Below are 18464 nucleotides of genomic sequence, written 5' to 3'. Positions count from 1 at the left end.
TAAAGAGAGTATTTATGTCTGAAGAAAAGAAAGGTCAGCAGTATCTCGCCGCGTTGCATCAGGCTTTCCCCGGCGTGGTGCTGGAAGAGTCCTGGCAAACCAAAGACCAGGTAACCGTCACCATTAAGGTGAACTATCTGCCGGAAGTGGTGGAGTTTCTGTACTACCAGCAGGGCGGCTGGCTGTCGGTGCTGTTCGGCAACGACGAGCGCCAGCTGTGCGGCAACTATGCGGTGTACTACGTGATGTCGATGGAGCAGGGCGAAAAGTGCTGGCTCACCGTGCGCGTCGAAGTCGACCCGGCTAAGCCGGAATACCCGTCCGTCACGCCGCGCGTGCCCGCCGCCGTCTGGGGCGAGCGCGAAGTGCGCGACATGTACGGCCTGGTGCCGGTCGGCCTGCCGGACGAGCGCCGCCTGGTGCTGCCGGACGACTGGCCGGACGAACTCTATCCGCTGCGCAAAGACAGCATGGACTACCGCCAGCGCCCGGCGCCGACCACCGACAGCGAAACCTACGAGTTTATCAACGAGCTGGGCAGCAAGAAGAACAACGTGGTGCCGATCGGCCCGCTGCACGTTACCTCCGACGAACCGGGCCACTTCCGCCTGTTCGTCGACGGCGAAAACATCATCGACGCCGACTACCGCCTGTTCTACGTCCACCGCGGCATGGAAAAGCTGGCGGAAACCCGCATGGGCTACAACGAAGTGACGTTCCTCTCTGACCGCGTGTGCGGCATCTGCGGCTTCGCCCACAGCACCGCCTACACCACCTCGGTGGAGAACGGCATGGGGATCGTGGTGCCGGAGCGCGCGCAGATGATCCGCGCCATTCTGCTGGAGGTGGAGCGTCTGCACTCGCACCTGCTGAACCTTGGCCTGGCCTGCCACTTCGTCGGTTTTGACTCCGGGTTTATGCAGTTCTTCCGCGTGCGTGAAGCGTCAATGAAGATGGCGGAGATCCTCACCGGGGCGCGTAAAACCTACGGCCTGAACCTGATCGGCGGGATCCGCCGCGACCTGCTGAAGGACGACATGATCCAGACCCGCCAGCTGGCGCAGCAGATGCGCCGCGACGTGCAGGAGCTGGTGGACATGCTGCTCAGCACGCCAAACATCGAGCAGCGCACCGTCGGCATCGGCCGCCTTGACCCGGAGATCGCCCGCGACTTCAGCAACGTCGGCCCGATGGTGCGCGCCAGCGGCCACGCCCGCGACACGCGTGCCGATCACCCGTTCGTCGGCTACGGCCTGCTGCCGATGACCGTGCACAGCGAGCAGGGCTGCGACGTCATCTCGCGCCTCAAGGTGCGCATCAACGAGGTGTTCACCGCCCTGAACATGATCGACTACGGCCTCGATAACCTGCCGGGCGGCCCGCTGATGGTGGAAGGCTTCACCTACATTCCGAACCGCTTTGCCCTCGGCTTTGCCGAAGCGCCGCGCGGGGACGACATCCACTGGAGCATGACCGGCGACAACCAGAAGCTTTACCGCTGGCGCTGCCGCGCGGCCACCTACGCCAACTGGCCAACCCTGCGCTATATGCTGCGCGGCAACACGGTTTCCGACGCGCCGCTGATCATCGGCAGCCTCGACCCGTGCTACTCGTGCACCGACCGCATGACCGTGGTGGACGTGCGCAAGAAGAAAAGCCTGGTGGTGCCGTACAAAGAGCTTGAGCGCTACAGCATCGAGCGTAAAAACTCGCCGCTGAAATAAGGACTCGCCATGTTTACCTTTATCAAAAAAGTAATCAAAACCGGCACTCAGACCAGCCGCTATCCGCTGGAGCCGATGCCGGTGGAAAAAAATTTTCGCGGCAAGCCGGAGCACAACCCGCAGCAGTGCATCGGCTGCGCGGCCTGCGTCAACGCCTGCCCGTCGAACGCCTTAACGGTAGAAACGGATCTCAAAACCGGCGAGCTGGCCTGGCAGTTTAACCTCGGGCGCTGCATCTTCTGCGGCCGCTGCGAGGAGGTCTGCCCGACGGTCGCCATTCGCCTGTCGCAGGAGTACGAGCTGGCGGTGTGGAAGAAGGAGGACTTCCTCCAGCAGTCGCGCTTTGACCTGTGCCGCTGCCGCGTCTGCCAGCGCCCGTTCGCCGTGCAAAAAGAGATCGACTACGCCATCGCGCTGCTGCAGCACAACGGTAACGCCCGCGCGGAGCATCACCGCGAAAGCTTTGAAACCTGCCCGGAGTGCAAGCGTCAGAAGTGTCTCCTGCCGTCCGACCGCATTGATATCACCCGCCATATGAGAGAGGCCAGCTGATGGAAAATTTACTCGGCCCGCGCGACGCTAACGGCATTCCGGTGCCGATGACGGTGGAGGAGTCCATCGCCAGCATGAAGGCGTCGCTGCTGAAAAAAATCAAACGCTCGGCCTACGTCTACCGCGTGGACTGCGGCGGCTGCAACGGCTGCGAGATTGAGATCTTCGCTACGCTGTCGCCGCTGTTTGACGCCGAGCGCTTCGGCATCAAAGTGGTGCCGTCCCCGCGTCATGCGGACATCCTGCTGTTTACCGGGGCCGTCACCCGCGCCATGCGCTCGCCGGCGCTGCGCGCCTGGCAGTCCGCGCCGGACCCGAAAATCTGCATCTCCTACGGGGCCTGCGGCAACAGCGGCGGCATCTTCCACGACCTCTACTGCGTCTGGGGCGGGACCGACAAAATCGTGCCGGTGGACGTCTACATTCCGGGCTGTCCGCCAACGCCCGCCGCGACGCTGTACGGCTTCGCGATGGCGCTTGGCCTGCTGGAGCAGAAAATCCACGCGCGCGAGCCGGGCGAGCTGGACAACCGGCCGGCGGCCATCCTGCACCCGGACATGGTTCAGCCGCTGCGGGTGAAGATTGACCGCACGGCGCGCAGGCTGGCGGGCTATCGCTACGGGCGCCAGATTGCCGATGATTATCTGCGCCTGCTGAGCCAGGGCGACCATCAGGTGGCGCGCTGGCTGGAGGCGGAAAACGATCCGCGTCTCAATGAGATCGTGGCAAACCTGAACAGCATCGTGGATGAGGCGCGTATCCGATGAGTGAAACGGTGGTGTTCAGCCAGCTGAGCCGTAAGTTTATTGATGAGAACGATGCCACGCCGGATGCGGCGCAGCAGGTGGTCTATTACAGCCTGGCGATTGGGCATCACCTCGGGGTGATTGACTGCCTGGAGGCGGCGCTGAGCTGCCCGTGGCCCGAGTACCTGGCGTGGATCGCCACGCTGGAGGAGGGCAGCACGGCGCGGCGCAAGATGGAGGGCGTGCCGAAGTACGGCGAGATCGTCATCGACGCCAACCACATTGCGATGCTCGCCAACGCCTTTGACGCGGCGCTCGCCAGGCAAACTCCCGAGCAACAGGCGTGGAGCAAAACGCTGCTTAGCATGCTTCACGATATTCATCAGGAGAGCGCTATCTACCTGATGGTGAGGAGATTACGTGACTGACGTTTTACTGTGTGTCGGCAACAGCATGATGGGCGACGACGGCGCGGGCCCCCTGCTGGCAGAGATGTGCGCCGCGAATCCGCAGGGCAATTGGGTGGTGATTGACGGCGGCAGCGCGCCGGAAAACGACGTGGTCGCCATCCGCGAGCTGCGCCCGGAGAGGCTGTTAATCGTCGATGCCACCGATATGGGGCTCAACCCCGGTGAGATCCGCCTGATTGACCCGGACGACATCGCCGAGATGTTTATGATGACCACCCACAATATGCCCCTGAACTACCTGGTCGATCAGATTAAAGACGACGTGGGCGAGGTGCTGTTTTTGGGGATTCAGCCGGACATCGTTGGGTTTTATTACCCGATGACGCCGCCGGTGAAGGAGGCGGTGGAACGGGTCTATTCACGGCTTGCGGAGTGGGTTGGGGATGGAGGGTTTGAACCCCTCACCCCGGCCCTCTCCCCAGAGGGGAGAGGGTAAGGACAGGCTACTCCAGATCCCCCCCGTTACTCGCAATCACCTTCTTATACCACCAGAACGATTTCTTGCGCTTGCGGTCCAGCGTGCCGTTTCCGGCGTCGTCGCGGTCAACGTACACAAACCCGTAGCGCTTGCTCATCTCGCCCGTTGAGGCGGCCACCAGGTCGATACAGCCCCAGGTGGTGTAGCCCATCAGCGGCACGCCGTCCTCAATCGCGTCGCCCATCGCGCGAATGTGCTCGCGCAGGTAGCTGATGCGGTAGTCGTCGTTGATCTCGCCGTTTTCATCAATGACGTCCTTCGCCCCGAGGCCGTTTTCCACCAGGAACAGCGGCTTCTGGTAGCGGTCGTACATCATGTTCATGGTGATGCGCAGGCCGAGCGGGTCGATGCCCCAGCCCCATTCGCTCACCTGAATATGCGGGTTACGCAGGGACTTCACGATGTTCGCCGCGCTGGTGTTGCCCGCGTTCATATCCGCCGACGCGCAGCGCGAGGCGTAATAGCTGAACGAGACAAAGTCGACGGTGTTTTTTAACAGCTCGTCGTCGCCGGGATCTTTCACAATCACCACGCCTTTTTCGCGGAAGGCGCGGGCGGAGTAGGCCGGATAGCTGCCGCGCGCCTGCACGTCGATAAAGAACAGGTTCTCGCGGTCTTTCTCCAGCGCCATCCACACGTCTTCCGGCTTGCAGGAGTAGGGGTAGAAATTGCCGCCCGCCAGCATGCAGCCCACCTGGTTTTCCGGGTTTACCTCGTGGGCGATTTTGGTCGCCAGCGCGCTTGCCACCAGCTCGTGGTGCGCGGCCTGGTATTTCACCTGGTCTTCGTTTTCGCCTTCCTCAAACACCAGCCCCGCGCCGGAGAACGGGCTGTGCAGCATGATGTTGATTTCGTTGAAGGTCAGCCAGTATTTCACCAGCCCGTTGAATTCTTCAAAGCAGGTGCGGGCGTAGCGGGCAAAGAAATCGACCATCTTACGGTTGCGCCAGGAGCCGTATTCCGTCACCAGGTGCATCGGCACGTCGAAGTGGCAGAGCGTTACCAGCGGCTCGATGTTGTACTTTTTGCACTCCTCGAACACCGCGCGATAGAAGGCAATGCCCTCTTTGTTCGGCAGCGGTTCGTCGCCGTTCGGGTAGAGGCGGCTCCAGGCAATGGAGGTGCGGAACACCGTAAAGCCCATCTCCGCCATCAGGGCAATGTCTTCTTTATAGCGATGGTAAAAATCAATCGCTTCGTGGCTCGGGTAGAACTCGTCGTCACGCAGCGAAAAACGCTTTTCCTTACCGAGCTTCACCGCCAGGCGATTCGCGCCGTGGGGGATCATATCGACCGTCGTCAGTCCTTTGCCGCCTTCACGGTAAGCACCTTCACTCTGGTTGGCGGCAAGCGCGCCGCCCCATAAAAATCCTTGTGGAAAAACAGACATTCTTACCTCGCTTTCAATTTATGCTTTTGCTGCGTTGTTCTGTACCGGTGCGGTCTGCAGGGCGCGCGCTTTTTCAGCCTCATCTTCGACCGGGATATCCTCAAACCCTAAAAGCAGGGTCAGAACAAACGACAGCACCACTGCCAGCCCCATCACGCCGAACACCCAGACGATGGTCATCGGGTTCGCCGGGTCAAAGAACTGCACGCTGGTGAACAGCCCCGGTGCCGCCATCGAGTGGCTGGCAAGACCGGCCATGCCGGCGACCGCCCCGCAGATAAAGCCGCTGATCAGGCTCGCAATCAGCGGACGTTTCAGACGCACCGCCACGCCGTACAGGGCCGGTTCAGAGATCCCCGCCATAATGGCGGAGGCTGCTGCCGCCAGCGCCGTCTGGCGCAGCTCCGGGTTTTTGGTTTTCCACGCCACCGCCAGCGACGAGCCGCCGAGCGACAGGTTGGCGCCGATTTCCGACGGCATCACCATCCCTTCCTTGCCCGTTTCGGCAATCGTCTGAATGATGGTCGGCGTAAAGACGCGGTGCATCCCGGTCATCACCAGCAGCGGCCAGAGCGCGCCCATGATGGCGACGGAGAGCCAGCCCAGGTAGCCGTGAATGGTGTAGACCAGCGCGGAGATGGCGCTACCGATCCAGATCCCCAGCGGCCCAATCAGCACGATGGCGAGCGGGGCGGCAATCAGCACGATCAGCATCGGCTTGAGGAAGTTTTTCGTCACCGCCGGGGTAATGCGATCCACCCAGCGTTCGATGTACGACAGGCACCAGGTCATTACCAGCGCGGGGATGACGGTGTAGGTGTATTTCACCGCCGTCACCGGAATAAAGGCGAACTCAACGTGCTCGCCCTGCGCGGCTTTCGCCATCAGCTCGATAAAGCTCGGGTGCACCAGCACGCCGGCAATGGCGATGGCCAGCGACATGTTGGTTTTGAATTTCACCGCCGCCGAGGCCGCCACCATCAGCGGCAGGAAGAAGAAGGCGCCGTCGCCGATGACGGTCAGAATAGTGAGCGTCGGCGCGCCTTTTGGCAGCACGCCGGTCATCTCGAGGATCATCGCCAGCAGCTTGACCATCGAGCCGCCGATGATCGCCGGGATCAGCGGAGACATGGTGCCGATCAGCGCGTCGAGGATCCCGGCGCCAACGCGGCGTAAGGTCATCTTCTGCGGACCTTCCGGCACTGCGGGCTGCAGGTCCGTGGGCAGCAGGCTCACCACTTCGCGGTACGCCTGTGAAACCGTGTTGCCAATAATGACCTGGCACTGGTTGTCGTTGCGTACCACGCCGAGCACGCCGCTGATGCTTTTCAGTCGCGCAGCGTCGGTCAGGCTTTCGTCTTTCAGTACGAAACGCAGACGCGTCATGCAGTGGGTGACGGCGACGATGTTCTCTTTACCGCCCAGCGCGCTGATAACGTCGTTCGCCAGCGCAGCGTAATTTTTGGCCATCGGATGTGATCCTGTTATTGTTGTGAGACATGTAGGAAACCGGTTCCACATAATCATCATGAGTTTCTGTGAATGAAACAAGATCGCTTTTTGACCATTTTTTCGTTTCGTGATGCAGATCGCAATGGGGTATCGAAAGCGTGATTTCACCGCTGCGACAATTTTTTTGCAGTGCAGTACACTGCGTTCCATCAGATTCAGACGGAATAACACTATGACCACGATGCTTGAAGTGGCGAAGCGGGCAGGCGTTTCGAAAGCCACGGTGTCCCGGGTGCTGTCGGGAAATGGCTACGTCAGCCAGGAGACCAAAGACCGGGTGTTTCAGGCCATTGAAGAGAGCGGCTATCGCCCGAATTTGCTGGCGCGAAACCTGGCAACCAAACGTACCCAGACGCTGGGGCTGGTGGTGACGAACACCCTCTATCACGGCGTCTACTTTAGCGAACTGCTGTTTCACGCCGCGCGCATGACGGAAGAAAAGGGGCGGCAGCTGATCCTCGCGGACGGCAAGCACAGCGCGGATGAAGAGCGCGAGGCGATCCAGTACCTGCTCGATATGCGCTGCGACGCGGTGATCATCTATCCGCGTTTTCTGAGCGTGGAAGAGATGGATGAGATCGTCGAGAAGTGCGAACAGCCGATTATGGTGCTCAACCGCCGCCTGCGGAAAAACAGCAGCCACTGCGTCTGGTCAGATCATAAAGCCTCCAGCCAGGAGGCGGTGTCGCAGCTGATTGCGAAAGGGCACCGGGAGATCGCGTTTATCACCGGCTCGCTGGATTCTCCCACCGGGGTTGAACGTCTCTCCGGCTACAAAGACGCGCTGGCGCAGCACGGTATTCCGCTGCGCGGGGGGCTGATTGCGCAGGGAAAGTGGAACCCCGCCAGCGGCGCGGCGGCGGTTGCCGAACTGCTTGCGCGCGGTGAATGGTTTACGGCGCTGGTGGCGAGTAATGACGACATGGCGATCGGCGCCATGAAGCAGCTCCACGACAGCGGCGTGGCCGCACCGGACGCGGTGTCGGTGATCGGTTTCGACGACGTGGCCATCGCGCCCTACATCGTGCCGTCGCTCTCCAGCGTGCGTATTCCGGTGACGGAGATGATCAAAGAGACCATCAGCCGCCTGATCTTCATGCTCGACGGCGGTGAGTTTAAGTATCAGCAGACCTTCTCCGGCGAGCTTGTCCTGCGCGACTCCGTTATTGACGGCCCGCACCGCTGATGTCGACAGCTGTCATCGTCATAAGTGACGATGACAGCACCATCGTGATTGTTAAATTCATCTAAAATCAACAGGTTAATTATTGGCACGGTTTATGAATATCTCCGCGCATAACTGTAATGCTGGAGAAGCAGATGAACCGTTTTATTATGGCCGATGCCAGTAAGTGTATTGGTTGCCGTACCTGTGAAGTGGCGTGCGTGGTTTCCCATCAGGCGGAGCAGGACTGCGCGTCGCTCACCCCTGACACCTTCCTGCCGCGCATCCACGTCATCAAAGGCGTGAATATTTCCACCGCCGCCATCTGTCGCCAGTGCGAAGACGCACCGTGCGCGAACGTTTGCCCGAACGGGGCGATTAAACGCGAGAAAGGCTTTGTGCACGTCATGCAGGAGCGCTGCATTGGCTGCAAAACCTGCGTGGTCGCCTGCCCGTACGGCGCGATGGAGGTGGTTGTTCGTCCGGTGGTACGCAACAGCGGCATGGGTCTGAGCGTACGTGCGGAGAAAGCCGAAGCCAACAAATGCGATCTTTGCTATCACCGCGACGCCGGTCCGGCCTGCATGGAAGCCTGCCCGACGCATGCGCTGGTCTGCGTGGATCGCGAGAAGCTTGAGCAGATGAGCGCCGAAAAGCGCCGTCGTGCGGCATTCGACACGTCGTCATCGCTGCTGTTCTGAACCGTATGTGCAGTAACGGCGTACAGCTGCGCGTGCGGGGCAAGGTGCAGGGCGTGGGGTTTCGTCCCTTCGTTTGGCAGCTGGCGCAGGCGCTTCAGTTGACCGGCGACGTCTGCAATGATGGAGAGGGCGTGCTGGTGCGCCTCGCGGGTAATGGGGGGGCCTTTACCGCGAGGCTGCATCAGGACTGCCCACCGCTGGCACGCATTGACCACGTTGAAACGCATCCGTTTACGTGGGCGCAGGTGCCGGAGGACTTTACCATCCGCCACAGCGCGGGCGGGACGATGGACACGCAGATTGTCCCCGACGCCGCGACCTGTCCGGCGTGCCTGGCTGAAATGCGCGACCCTGCCGAGCGCCGCTATCGCTATCCGTTCATCAACTGCACGCACTGCGGGCCGCGGTTTACCATTATCCGCGCGATGCCCTATGACCGTCCGGCCACGTCAATGGCCGCATTTCCCCTCTGCCTGCCGTGTGAGACGGAATACCGTAACCCAGCCGATCGACGTTTTCACGCCCAGCCGGTAGCCTGCCCGGACTGCGGGCCAGCGCTGGAATGGCGTGCGGGCAACATCACCGCTTCCCGTGAGGCTGCGCTGAGCGCGGCGGTGGCGATGCTGAAAAGCGGCGGCATAGTCGCGGTCAAAGGGCTGGGCGGTTTTCATCTCGTCTGCGACGCGCGTAATCCGCAGGCGGTCGCGACGCTTCGGGCACGCAAGCAGCGTCCCGCGAAGCCGCTGGCGGTGATGATCCCGAATGCGGACGGCGTGCCGGAGGCGATCCAGACGCTGTTACGCTCCTCCGCAGCGCCGATTGTGCTGACCCCAAAAGCCTCGCTTCCCGGGTTTCCCGAAGGGATTGCACCGGGACTCGATTGTATTGGCATCATGCTTCCCGCTAACCCGCTGCAACATTTGCTGATGATGGACTGCCGGCGCCCGCTGGTGATGACTTCCGGCAACCTTAGCGGCAGACCGCCTGCCATGACCAACCAGCAGGCGCTGGATGAGCTCGGCGACGTCGCGGACGGCTTCCTGCTGCACAACCGCGATATCCTGCAGCGGATGGACGATTCGGTGGTGGATCGCGACGGCGCGATGCTTCGCCGCGCGCGCGGTTTTGTGCCCGATGCCGTCGCGCTGCCTGCGGGTTTTGAGAATATCCCCGCCATGCTATGCACTGGCGCTGAGATGAAAAACACCTTCTGCCTGGTGCGTGGCAGCCAGGCGGTGCTGAGCCAGCATTTTGGCGATCTCGGTGACGAGGGCGTCGAAGCGCAGTGGCGCGGCGCGCTATCGCTGATGCAGAAAATTTACGCCTTTCAGCCGGATCGCGTGGTGTGTGACGCCCATCCGGGCTATCACACACAACGATGGGCGCAGGCGCAGGGGCTGCCGGTCGAAACCGTGCTGCACCATCACGCCCACGCGGCGGCGTGCCTGGCGGAGAACGGCTGGCCGCTCGACGGCGGAGACGCGATTGCCCTGACGCTGGACGGGATCGGCATGGGCGAGAACGGCGCGCTGTGGGGCGGGGAGTGCCTGCGGGTGAACTATCTCGCGTGCGAGCGTCTGGGCGGGCTGCCTGCCGTTGCGCTGCCGGGGGGCGATCTGGCGGCGCGGCAGCCGTGGCGTAATTTACTCGCCCACTGCCTGGCGTTTGTCCCTGACTGGCAGCAGTACCCGGAAACGCGCGCGGTTCAGCGTGAAAACTGGCCGCTGCTGGCAACGGCGATCCGGCGCTGCATCAACGCGCCGCAGGCCTCGTCCTGTGGTCGTCTGTTTGATGCGGTCGCCTGCGCGCTGGGTATTGAAACCCAATCCTGGGAAGGTGAAGCGGCCTGCCGGCTGGAAGCGCTGGCCTCGCAGTGCGCGGGCGTCGACCATCCGGTGACGCTGGACGTGGATAACCTCGCGCAGTTCTGGCAGCAGTGGCTGAGCTGGCAGGCGGAATCCTGCGGGCGCGCGTGGGCGTTTCACGACGCGCTGGCAAAAGGGCTGGCGGAACTCGCCGCGCGCCATGCCCGACGCCTGTCGCTGTCAACAATCTGTCTCAGCGGCGGCGTGCTGCACAACCGTCTGCTGCGCGCACGCCTGCGTCATTATCTTTCTGACTTTACGCTTCTTTTTCCTTCGCGCCTGCCCGCAGGTGACGGAGCGATCTCCTTCGGGCAGGCGGTGGTTGCCGCTGCCCGGTCATGTTCACAAAGGACTTAAAATGTTACGACTCTTACGCAATGAACCTCGCGCCGCGCTTCTGCTGCTGGCTCTGGTAATGGCAAACCTGCTGGCCTGGGGATGGGCATGGCACGCTTTTAGCGGCAGCACGGCGCTGATGGCCGCCAGCCTGCTGGCATGGTGCTACGGGCTGCGTCACGCGGTGGACGCTGACCACATCGCGGCGATTGATACCGTGACGCGTAAGATGATGCAGCAGGGCAAACGTCCTTCCGGCGTGGGGGCGTGGTTCTCGCTGGGGCACTCCACCATCGTGGTGCTGGCCTCTATTGCTATCGCCGCGACCGCGACGGCGTTTCAGAAAAACATGGAGTGGTTCCACGAAACCGGCAGCCTGATCGGCACCGCGGTTTCCGCCACCTTCCTGCTGGCGATGGCGCTGGTGAACATGGTGATCCTGCGCGGCGTCTGGCGCAGTTTTCAGGCGCTGAAACAGGGCAGGCCCGTGCAGGGCGATATTACGCTCCCTGCCCAGGGCGGCGTCATGAACTGGCTGTTTGGCAAAACCTTCCGCCTGGTGAATAAAAGCTGGCAGATGTATCTGGTCGGTTTCCTGTTTGGCCTCGGTTTTGACACGGCCACCGAGATTGGCGTGCTGGGGATCTCTGCCGCCAGCGCGTCAAGCGGGATGTCGGTGTGGTCAATCATGGTCTTCCCGGCGCTCTTCGCCAGCGGCATGGCGCTGGTGGATACCCTCGATAACCTGCTGATGGTCGGCGCCTACGGCTGGGCGTTCAACAAGCCGCAGCGCAAGCTCTACTACAACATGACCATCACCGGCACCTCCGTGGTGGTGGCGCTGTTTATCGGCGGGCTGGAAGCGCTGGGTCTGCTGATGGACAAATTTGCCCTCAGCGGCGGCGTGTGGGATCTGATTGGCACGGTAAACGACAATCTGGGCAACGCCGGGTTTGTGGTGGTGGGGCTGTTTGTCGCCTGCTGGCTGATCTCCATGGTCAACTACCGCTGGCGCGGCTATGACGCGCTGGTGGTACGTTCCTGAACCGGCTCCTGCACGGCGCAACCTCCGCGACTTCCTCAATGGCTGGCGCATAGCGGCATACCGATAAAAAAGATGCTGAAAATGTAGAACTTTTGCGGAATAAATATATTCCGCATTCTTCGCTTGTGTGAAATAACGAGAAAGATAATTGAGTTATTTATAAAAATTCGCCATGATTCGCCTCCTGCTGATGATGTCTTTTCAGACTGAGTCGGCTGACAATAATAAAGCTGGATGATGTTTTTAATCTGTTTCAGATTAAAGTATTTACGAAAATAATAAATAAGGGATTGATAGCGATGATATATCTACTTTGCATTTATTTGATGAATAGAATACGTAAAAAAAAGCCCCGGAATATCGGGGCGGTGAATAATAAAATCCAAAGATTAAGACAGCGTAGACTTGCTGTTGGCCGGGTAAACGAAGCGCTACCCGGCAAAACGAGGGTTAAGCAGGTAACAGTTTCAGCAGAGCGAAAGCCTCCTTCATCCGGTCTTCACTAACCACAAAAGCGCGAATCTGACCCTCGTTATCGGCGCCGCGCGCGACCATTCCCTGCGGTTCGAGGGTAATTTGCCAGTTCAGATCCTGACGCTGCGTTTCACCGGCAAGATGCAGCGGTAATTCCGGCGTTTTGACTTTAATCAGCATGGCGGGTAATTTCAGCGGCGCGCTGCCGCCGAGCAGGTTTTTCGCCAGATACATCGCACTTAATTGAATTGGCTGTAAAAATGGCAGCACATGACCGTTAATTTCAGCGCAGTCACCTAACGCGTAAATATCAGGTTGCGTGGTTTGCAGGTAGCTATTTACCTTCACGCCACGCTGTATTTCGGCGCCTGCGAGATGCGCCAGCGCGGTTTCCGGGCGCAGGCCCGTTGCAGCGATTACCACATCCACCTCAACGCTGCGGCTGCGGTCGAGCGTGGCACGAATGCCGCCTTCGGTTTTGCTCAGGCTTTGCAGCTGCGATTTCAACAGCACATGCACCCCCATGTCGGTCAGGCGATGCTGTAAGCGACTGCTTACTTCTGCCGGCATCAGCGACGACAGAATGCTCGCCGCATGGTCGACCAGAGTCACGGATTTACCCGCCCGGCAGAAATCCATCGCCAGCTCGGTGCCTATCAGCCCGCCACCAACAATCATTACCCGCTGCGCGTCGCGAAGCGCCGTTTCGCTGGCCTGGTACTCCTGCTGGCTGTTGAGGGTGATCGTCAGCTCGCGGCCCTCAATCGGCGGCACAAACGCAGAGGCACCCGTGGCCAGCACCAGCCTGTCGTACTGCCAGGTTTTCTCTTTTGCTTTTACCACGTGGGCGGCGGCGTCGATGTCGGTGACCCAGGTGTAGGGAAACAGACGCAGGTTAAACTGTTCCGCGAACTCACCCGCCGTCTGGCGGGTGAGGTCCTCGGCGCGCTGATTCTGGCTAATGACGTGGCTCAGATCGGGCTTGTTATACTCGTCCATGCTGTCGGCGGCGATCACCGTCAGCGGCACGCTGGCGTCCTGCTTGCGGATGTTTTTCACCAGCTGGCGGGCGGCAAAGCCCGAGCCGATGATGACGATACCGTTGTTCATTTTGCCTCCGTACCCAGTTCGTCAAAGACGTCTTTACCGAGTGAACATTCCGGGCAGAGGAAGTTTTCCGGCACGTCACTCCACGGCGTGCCCGGAGCAACGTCCTGCAGCGGCTCGCCCAGTTCAGGATCGTAAATCCACTGGCAGACGCTGCACTGCATGCGCGGTCCGGGATCGGCGGCTGCCGCGGCGGCGCAGGCGCAGGTTTCCTGCTGTGCGGTCGGTTCGGCAGCTTGCGGAAGCGGTGCGAGCGCCCACTGGCGGGCAATGTCGCGGCCGTGCTGGCGGCAGACCTCCAGGGCGTCGATATCCGGGCGCCATTTCGCCTTCAGGCTGAGGGACATTTCAAAGCCCGCATCCTGTAAACGGGTGGAGAGACGGTCTACCGCGCCGCCGCTCCAGCCGTGGGAGCCAAAGGCGCTGGCGCGCTTGTTGCGAAAACGCAGGCCGGTCATCTCTTCTACCAGACCGGCAATTTTCGGCATCATCACGTTGTTCATGGTGGAGGTGCCCACCAGCACGCCCTTAGAGCGGAAGACGTTGGTCAATACCTCGTTCTTATCGCTGCGCGCCACGTTGAAGATTTTCACCGCCACGTTGGGGTCCACTTCGTTGATGCCCTGGGCAATGGCGTCCGCCATCATGCGGGTGTTGTTGGACATGGTGTCGTAGAAAATAGTGATGCGGTCTTCCTGATAGTCCGCCGCCCACTTCAGGTACAGCTCCACAATCTGGGGGGGATTTTCACGCCACACCACGCCGTGGGAGGTGGCAATCATATCCACAGGCAGGTTAAAGCCGAGGATCTCGGTGATTTTCGGCGTCACCAGGCGGCTGAACGGCGTCAGGATGTTGGCGTAGTAGCGCTGGCACTGCTCGAACAGCTCGGTCTGGTCCACTTCGTCGTTGAACAGGCGCTCGTCGCAGTAGTGCTGGCCGAAGGCGTCGTTGCTGAACAGCACCGCGTCGCCGGTCATGTAGGTCATCATGCTGTCCGGCCAGTGCAGCATCGGGGTTTCCACGAAGATCAGCTGCTTGCCGTTGCCGATATCCAGCGCGTCGCCGGTTTTTACGGTGCGGAAGTTCCACTCCGGATGGTGGTGGTGGCCGTTGATTGAGTCGATGGCGTTAGTGGTGCAGTAGATCGGCGTGTTCGGAATGTAGGACATCAGCTCGGTCAGCGCGCCGGCATGGTCCTCTTCCGCGTGGTTGATAATGATGTAGTCGATGGCGTCCAGGTCGATTTCACTGCGCAGGTTCTGCACGAACTCGCGGCTGAACTTGTGATCGACGGTATCGATCAGCACGTTTTTTCCTTCGCGGATGAGATAGCTGTTGTAGCTGCTTCCGCGCAGCGTTTTGTATTCCGTCCCGTGGAAATCGCGCACTTCCCAGTCACGTTGACCCACCCAATGAATGTTATTTTTAACCAGAATAGACATAGCAACCTCTACGTAATACAGCATTTTCAAATAAGATGGTTTTCCTATATCAAGTTGCGTGCCAGTTTTTAATTTATTGATTTAACTTAATTAATATTTTTATGATCCGTAGTGGTTAGTCATTATGACTATCAAAAGCAGTGTCAATATGACAACATCCATTGTCAAAATGACAGCGAGGTCAATATGAGCTTTTCCGTAGACGTGCTGGCGAAGATCGCCATTGAGCTGCAGACCGGTATCGGCCATCAGGACCGCTTTCAGCGGCTGATCTCCACGCTGCGCCACGTGCTTGAGTGCGATGCGTCCGCGCTGCTGCGCTACGAAGGACGGCAGTTTATTCCGCTGGCTATCGACGGGCTGGCGAAGGACGTGCTTGGACGGCGTTTTACCCTTGAGGGCCATCCGCGTCTGGAAACTATCGCCCGCGCGGGTGACGTGGTGCGCTTTCCGGCGGACAGCGACTTGCCCGACCCGTACGACGGGTTGATTCCCGGACAGGAGAGCCTGAAGGTGCACGCCTGTATCGGCCTGCCGCTGTTTGCCGGACAAAACCTGATCGGCGCACTGACCCTCGACGGCCTGTCGCCGGACCAGTTTGACACCTTTAGTGACGAAGAGCTGCGTCTGATTGCCGCCCTGGCCGCCGGGGCGCTGAACAATGCCCTGCTGATTGAACAGCTGGAGAGCCAGAACATTCTTCCCGGCAGCCCGGCGGCGTTTGAGCAGGTGACGCACACGGAGATGATCGGCCTCTCTCCGGGCATGGCGCAGCTCAAAAAAGAGATTGAGATTGTCGCCGCCTCAGATTTGAACGTGCTGATCTTCGGGGAAACCGGCACCGGCAAGGAGCTGGTGGCGAAGTCCATTCACGAAGCGTCGCCGCGCGCGGTGAACCCGCTGGTGTACCTCAACTGCGCCGCGCTGCCGGAAAGCGTGGCGGAAAGCGAGCTGTTTGGTCACGTAAAAGGGGCGTTTACCGGGGCCATCAGCAACCGCAGCGGCAAGTTCGAAATGGCCGATAACGGCACGCTGTTTCTGGACGAAATCGGTGAGCTCTCCCTGTCGCTGCAGGCCAAGCTGCTGCGCGTGCTGCAGTACGGCGACATCCAGCGCGTGGGGGATGACCGCAGCCACAGAGTGGACGTTCGCGTGCTGGCGGCCACCAACCGTGACCTGCGTGAAGCGGTGCTGGCAGGGCAGTTCCGCGCCGACCTGTTCCATCGCCTGAGCGTGTTCCCGCTTACCGTGCCGCCGCTGCGCGAGCGCGGGGACGACGTGGTGCTGCTGGCGGGCTTTTTCTGCGAGCAGTGCCGTCTCAGGATGGGGCTTTCCCGCGTGGTGCTGAGCCCGGGTGCGAGGTCGCATCTGCTGAGCTACGGCTGGCCGGGCAACGTGCGCGAGCTGGAGCATGCGATTCACCGCGCGGTGGTGCTGGCGCGGGCGACGCGTTCGGGTGATGAAGTGGTGCTCCACGCGCGTCATTTTGCGCTGCAGGATGAAACCGCACCGGCTGTCGCCCAGGCAGTACCCGAGATAGCGAATGAAAATCTGCGTGAAGCCACGGAGACATTTCAGCGTCAGATGATTACCCGCGCGCTGGAGCAGAATAACCGCAGCTGGGCGGCGTGCGCGCGGGCGCTGGAGATGGACGTCGCCAACCTGCACAGGCTGGCGAAGCGTCTGGGACTGAAGGGTTAGATAATCCCGGCCTGATAGAAATCCTGCAGGTTGATGGCGCCGCACAGCCTGCCGGCGTCATCCACCACCGGTGCGGCGGTAATTTTGCGCTTCATCAGCATCTCTTTGGCTTCAATGGCGCGGCTCTCGGCGTTCAGCGTCAGCCCGCCTTTGGTCATGGCGTCCGACACTTTGGTTTCCAGCCTGCCGCCGCCCACCAGCCAGCGGCGCAGGTCGCCATCGGTGAACACGCCCTTAACGCTCCCGCCGTCATCGCACACCGCAACCAGCCCAAGGCCGGTGCGGCTGAGCTCCAGCATCGCGTCCATGACGCTGGTATCGAGTTTGACCTGCGGAATGGCATCGTCGGTGCGCATCAGGTGGTGAACCTTGTTGAGCAGGCGTGCGCCGAGCGCGCCCGCCGGATGCGAACGGGCGAAATCTTCTTCGTTAAAGCCGCGCGCCTGCATCACCGCCATTGCCAGCGCGTCGCCCATCATCAGGGTGTTAACGGTGCTGGAGGTCGGGGCGAGGTGCATCGGACAGGCTTCACGCTCAACGGAAATATCCAGCGTCGCCTTGGCGGCCAGCGCCAGCGGCGAGCGGGATTTTCCGGTCATCGCCAGCAGGGCGACCGATTTTTCCTGCAGGCGCGGAATAATCAGATCCAGCTCTTTGGCCGAACCGGAGTAGGAGATAAACAGCATCACGTCGCGGCTTTCAATCATCCCCAGATCGCCGTGCAGCGCCTCTGCCGGATGCACGAAGAACGCTGGGGTGCCGGTGCTGGCGAGCGTCGCGGCAATCTTTTTGCCGATATGGCCGGATTTACCGATGCCCGCCACGATCACTTTGCCTTCGCAGTGGATAATGGTGTTGGCCGCGCGGACGAAATCCTCGCCCAGACGTTCCGGCAGGCGGCTGGCTTCCTGCAGTTCCAGCATCAGCGTCTGGCGGCCCGTTTCTAACAGAAAATCACTCATCTCTCTCTCCGGTTACGATCACGTCGATTCCTTTCTCTTCCAGCGCTTTCTTGAACGCCGGATCGATACCCGCGTCGGTAATCAGCTTATCAACGCTTTCAAGGCTACAGACAATGTTGGGGCTTTTGCGGCCAAATTTCGACGAGTCTGCCATCAAAATCACTTCCCGCGCGGCGTTGCACATGGCTTTACTGACGCTGAACACCTCGTTGAACGTCGTAACGCCGGCGTTCAGGTCGATGCCGTCGGTGCCCATAAAGAGTTTATCAAAGCTGAAGTGCTCGAAGGCATTCTCCGCCAGCTGGCCGTGAAACGACGCCGATTTTTTGCGGAAGGTGCCGCCGGGCATCAGGATGGTCTGCTCGCTGTCGAACTCTGACAGGGCGTTGACGATGTGCAGGCTGTTGGTCATCACCGTGATGTTGTTAAAGCGGCTGAGCAGCGGGATCATCTGCAGGACTGTGCTGCCTGCATCCAGAATGATGGAATCGCCATCGTGGATAAATTTGACGGCGGCTTCGGCAATCAGCGCTTTCTGGTGGGTATTGATCAGCGTTTTGTGGTCGATAGGCGGGTCCGCTTCGTCCTTATTGAGCACCACGCCGCCGTAGGTTCGAATGACGGCACCAGAGTTTTCGAGCAATACCAGGTCCTTGCGTATTGTCGTGCCGGTGGTGTCAAAGTAGTGGGCCAGATCCTCTACCGAGCATTTTCCCTGCTTTTGCAGATGCTCGAGAATGGCCGCCTGCCGCTGACGAGGTTTCATAGGCGCTTCGTTCCTTAGGTTGCGA

16 protein-coding genes are annotated in these 18464 nt (G+C 60.5%); 10 read left to right on the top strand and 6 right to left on the bottom strand.

Annotation, left to right across the window (positions count from 1 at the left end; all coding sequences use genetic code 11):
• Positions 1-14 precede the first annotated feature (14 nt).
• The 5 genes from hycE to hycI are packed head-to-tail and all read left to right on the top strand — an operon-like array spanning position 15 to position 3928.
• Positions 15-1724: a formate hydrogenlyase subunit HycE gene (gene hycE, locus LBF07_RS06525; RefSeq protein ID WP_033146383.1), complete on the top strand. Its 1710-nt coding sequence runs from the start codon at positions 15-17 to the stop codon at positions 1722-1724.
• A gap of 9 nt (positions 1725-1733) precedes the next feature.
• A complete protein-coding gene (locus tag LBF07_RS06520; protein ID WP_094934797.1) occupies positions 1734-2276 on the top strand; it encodes a formate hydrogenlyase complex iron-sulfur subunit in 543 nt (180 codons plus the stop codon).
• Entirely contained in the window at positions 2276-3043 is a 768-nt protein-coding gene (locus LBF07_RS06515; protein WP_033146382.1) for an NADH-quinone oxidoreductase subunit B family protein, read from the top strand. The genes LBF07_RS06520 and LBF07_RS06515 overlap by 1 nt, the downstream gene beginning before the upstream one ends.
• Entirely contained in the window at positions 3040-3450 is a 411-nt protein-coding gene (locus LBF07_RS06510) for a formate hydrogenlyase maturation HycH family protein (protein WP_039263385.1), read from the top strand. The genes LBF07_RS06515 and LBF07_RS06510 overlap by 4 nt, the downstream gene beginning before the upstream one ends.
• Positions 3443-3928: a hydrogenase maturation peptidase HycI gene (gene hycI, locus LBF07_RS06505; RefSeq protein WP_048975984.1), complete on the top strand. Its 486-nt coding sequence runs from the start codon at positions 3443-3445 to the stop codon at positions 3926-3928. The genes LBF07_RS06510 and hycI overlap by 8 nt, the downstream gene beginning before the upstream one ends.
• Before the next feature lie 7 nt (positions 3929-3935).
• Here hycI and LBF07_RS06500 read toward each other — a convergent pair whose 3' ends face one another.
• Positions 3936-5360, bottom strand: a complete 1425-nt coding sequence (locus LBF07_RS06500) for a 6-phospho-beta-glucosidase (RefSeq protein WP_094934796.1) — start codon at positions 5358-5360, stop codon at positions 3936-3938.
• 18 nt (positions 5361-5378) lie between these two features.
• Complete coding sequence (ascF, locus tag LBF07_RS06495; RefSeq protein ID WP_063408792.1) at positions 5379-6830, bottom strand: PTS cellobiose/arbutin/salicin transporter subunit IIBC; 1452 nt, start codon at positions 6828-6830, stop codon at positions 5379-5381.
• Between the two features lie 214 nt (positions 6831-7044).
• Between ascF and LBF07_RS06490 the strand changes: the two genes are divergently transcribed.
• The 4 genes from LBF07_RS06490 (at position 7045) to LBF07_RS06475 (ending at position 11984) form a co-directional block, all read left to right on the top strand.
• Positions 7045-8058, top strand: coding sequence for a LacI family DNA-binding transcriptional regulator (locus LBF07_RS06490; RefSeq protein WP_094934795.1), 1014 nt, complete (start codon positions 7045-7047; stop codon positions 8056-8058).
• A gap of 134 nt (positions 8059-8192) precedes the next feature.
• On the top strand, positions 8193-8738 hold the full coding sequence (gene hydN, locus LBF07_RS06485) for an electron transport protein HydN (RefSeq protein WP_039263391.1): 546 nt from the start codon (positions 8193-8195) through the stop codon (positions 8736-8738).
• Between the two features lie 5 nt (positions 8739-8743).
• The gene (gene hypF / locus LBF07_RS06480) at positions 8744-10960 is read left to right on the top strand and encodes a carbamoyltransferase HypF (RefSeq protein ID WP_094934794.1); all 2217 of its coding nucleotides are present in this window, start codon (positions 8744-8746) and stop codon (positions 10958-10960) included.
• A gap of 1 nt (position 10961) precedes the next feature.
• Complete coding sequence (locus tag LBF07_RS06475; RefSeq protein WP_048975979.1) at positions 10962-11984, top strand: HoxN/HupN/NixA family nickel/cobalt transporter; 1023 nt, start codon at positions 10962-10964, stop codon at positions 11982-11984.
• A gap of 450 nt (positions 11985-12434) precedes the next feature.
• On the opposite strand, the gene norW is transcribed toward LBF07_RS06475, so the two are convergent.
• Together norW and norV are read right to left on the bottom strand one after the other, a co-directional pair.
• A complete protein-coding gene (gene norW, locus LBF07_RS06470; RefSeq protein WP_094934793.1) occupies positions 12435-13568 on the bottom strand; it encodes an NADH:flavorubredoxin reductase NorW in 1134 nt (377 codons plus the stop codon).
• Positions 13565-15010, bottom strand: a complete 1446-nt coding sequence (norV, locus tag LBF07_RS06465) for an anaerobic nitric oxide reductase flavorubredoxin (RefSeq protein ID WP_094934792.1) — start codon at positions 15008-15010, stop codon at positions 13565-13567. Before norV ends, norW begins: the two co-directional genes overlap by 4 nt.
• Before the next feature lie 186 nt (positions 15011-15196).
• On the opposite strand from norV, the gene norR reads away from it, so the two are divergent.
• Positions 15197-16711 (top strand): nitric oxide reductase transcriptional regulator NorR, encoded by a 1515-nt coding sequence (gene norR / locus LBF07_RS06460; protein WP_094934791.1) that lies wholly within the window; start codon positions 15197-15199, stop codon positions 16709-16711.
• Here the strand turns inward: norR and gutQ are convergent.
• Both gutQ and LBF07_RS06450 read right to left on the bottom strand, forming a co-directional pair.
• Positions 16708-17673: an arabinose-5-phosphate isomerase GutQ gene (gutQ, locus tag LBF07_RS06455; protein WP_094934790.1), complete on the bottom strand. Its 966-nt coding sequence runs from the start codon at positions 17671-17673 to the stop codon at positions 16708-16710. The two genes, norR and gutQ, sit on opposite strands and share 4 nt — an antisense overlap.
• Entirely contained in the window at positions 17666-18439 is a 774-nt protein-coding gene (locus LBF07_RS06450; protein WP_032660362.1) for a DNA-binding transcriptional repressor, read from the bottom strand. Before LBF07_RS06450 ends, gutQ begins: the two co-directional genes overlap by 8 nt.
• Between the last annotated feature and the right edge of the window lie 25 nt (positions 18440-18464).

It is taken from the genome of Enterobacter cloacae complex sp. ECL352 (assembly GCF_020149545.1).
GTDB classification, from domain to species: Bacteria; Pseudomonadota; Gammaproteobacteria; order Enterobacterales; family Enterobacteriaceae; genus Enterobacter; species Enterobacter asburiae_B.
This window is presented reverse-complemented; position numbering and strand designations above follow the sequence as displayed.

What these genes read in the sequence shown, in the direction of transcription:
- hypF (WP_094934794.1), top strand. Translation starts at nt 8,744, where the DNA reads ATGTGCAGTAACGGCGTACAGCTGCGCGTGCGGGGCAAGGTGCAGGGC.
- norR (WP_094934791.1), top strand. Translation starts at nt 15,197, where the DNA reads ATGAGCTTTTCCGTAGACGTGCTGGCGAAGATCGCCATTGAGCTGCAG.
- LBF07_RS06515 (WP_033146382.1), top strand. Translation starts at nt 2,276, where the DNA reads ATGGAAAATTTACTCGGCCCGCGCGACGCTAACGGCATTCCGGTGCCG.
- LBF07_RS06520 (WP_094934797.1), top strand. Translation starts at nt 1,734, where the DNA reads ATGTTTACCTTTATCAAAAAAGTAATCAAAACCGGCACTCAGACCAGC.
- LBF07_RS06510 (WP_039263385.1), top strand. Translation starts at nt 3,040, where the DNA reads ATGAGTGAAACGGTGGTGTTCAGCCAGCTGAGCCGTAAGTTTATTGAT.
- hycE (WP_033146383.1), top strand. Translation starts at nt 15, where the DNA reads ATGTCTGAAGAAAAGAAAGGTCAGCAGTATCTCGCCGCGTTGCATCAG.
- LBF07_RS06490 (WP_094934795.1), top strand. Translation starts at nt 7,045, where the DNA reads ATGACCACGATGCTTGAAGTGGCGAAGCGGGCAGGCGTTTCGAAAGCC.
- gutQ (WP_094934790.1), bottom strand. Translation starts at nt 17,673, where the DNA reads ATGAGTGATTTTCTGTTAGAAACGGGCCGCCAGACGCTGATGCTGGAA.
- LBF07_RS06475 (WP_048975979.1), top strand. Translation starts at nt 10,962, where the DNA reads ATGTTACGACTCTTACGCAATGAACCTCGCGCCGCGCTTCTGCTGCTG.
- LBF07_RS06450 (WP_032660362.1), bottom strand. Translation starts at nt 18,439, where the DNA reads ATGAAACCTCGTCAGCGGCAGGCGGCCATTCTCGAGCATCTGCAAAAG.
- ascF (WP_063408792.1), bottom strand. Translation starts at nt 6,830, where the DNA reads ATGGCCAAAAATTACGCTGCGCTGGCGAACGACGTTATCAGCGCGCTG.
- LBF07_RS06500 (WP_094934796.1), bottom strand. Translation starts at nt 5,360, where the DNA reads ATGTCTGTTTTTCCACAAGGATTTTTATGGGGCGGCGCGCTTGCCGCC.
- norV (WP_094934792.1), bottom strand. Translation starts at nt 15,010, where the DNA reads ATGTCTATTCTGGTTAAAAATAACATTCATTGGGTGGGTCAACGTGAC.
- norW (WP_094934793.1), bottom strand. Translation starts at nt 13,568, where the DNA reads ATGAACAACGGTATCGTCATCATCGGCTCGGGCTTTGCCGCCCGCCAG.
- hydN (WP_039263391.1), top strand. Translation starts at nt 8,193, where the DNA reads ATGAACCGTTTTATTATGGCCGATGCCAGTAAGTGTATTGGTTGCCGT.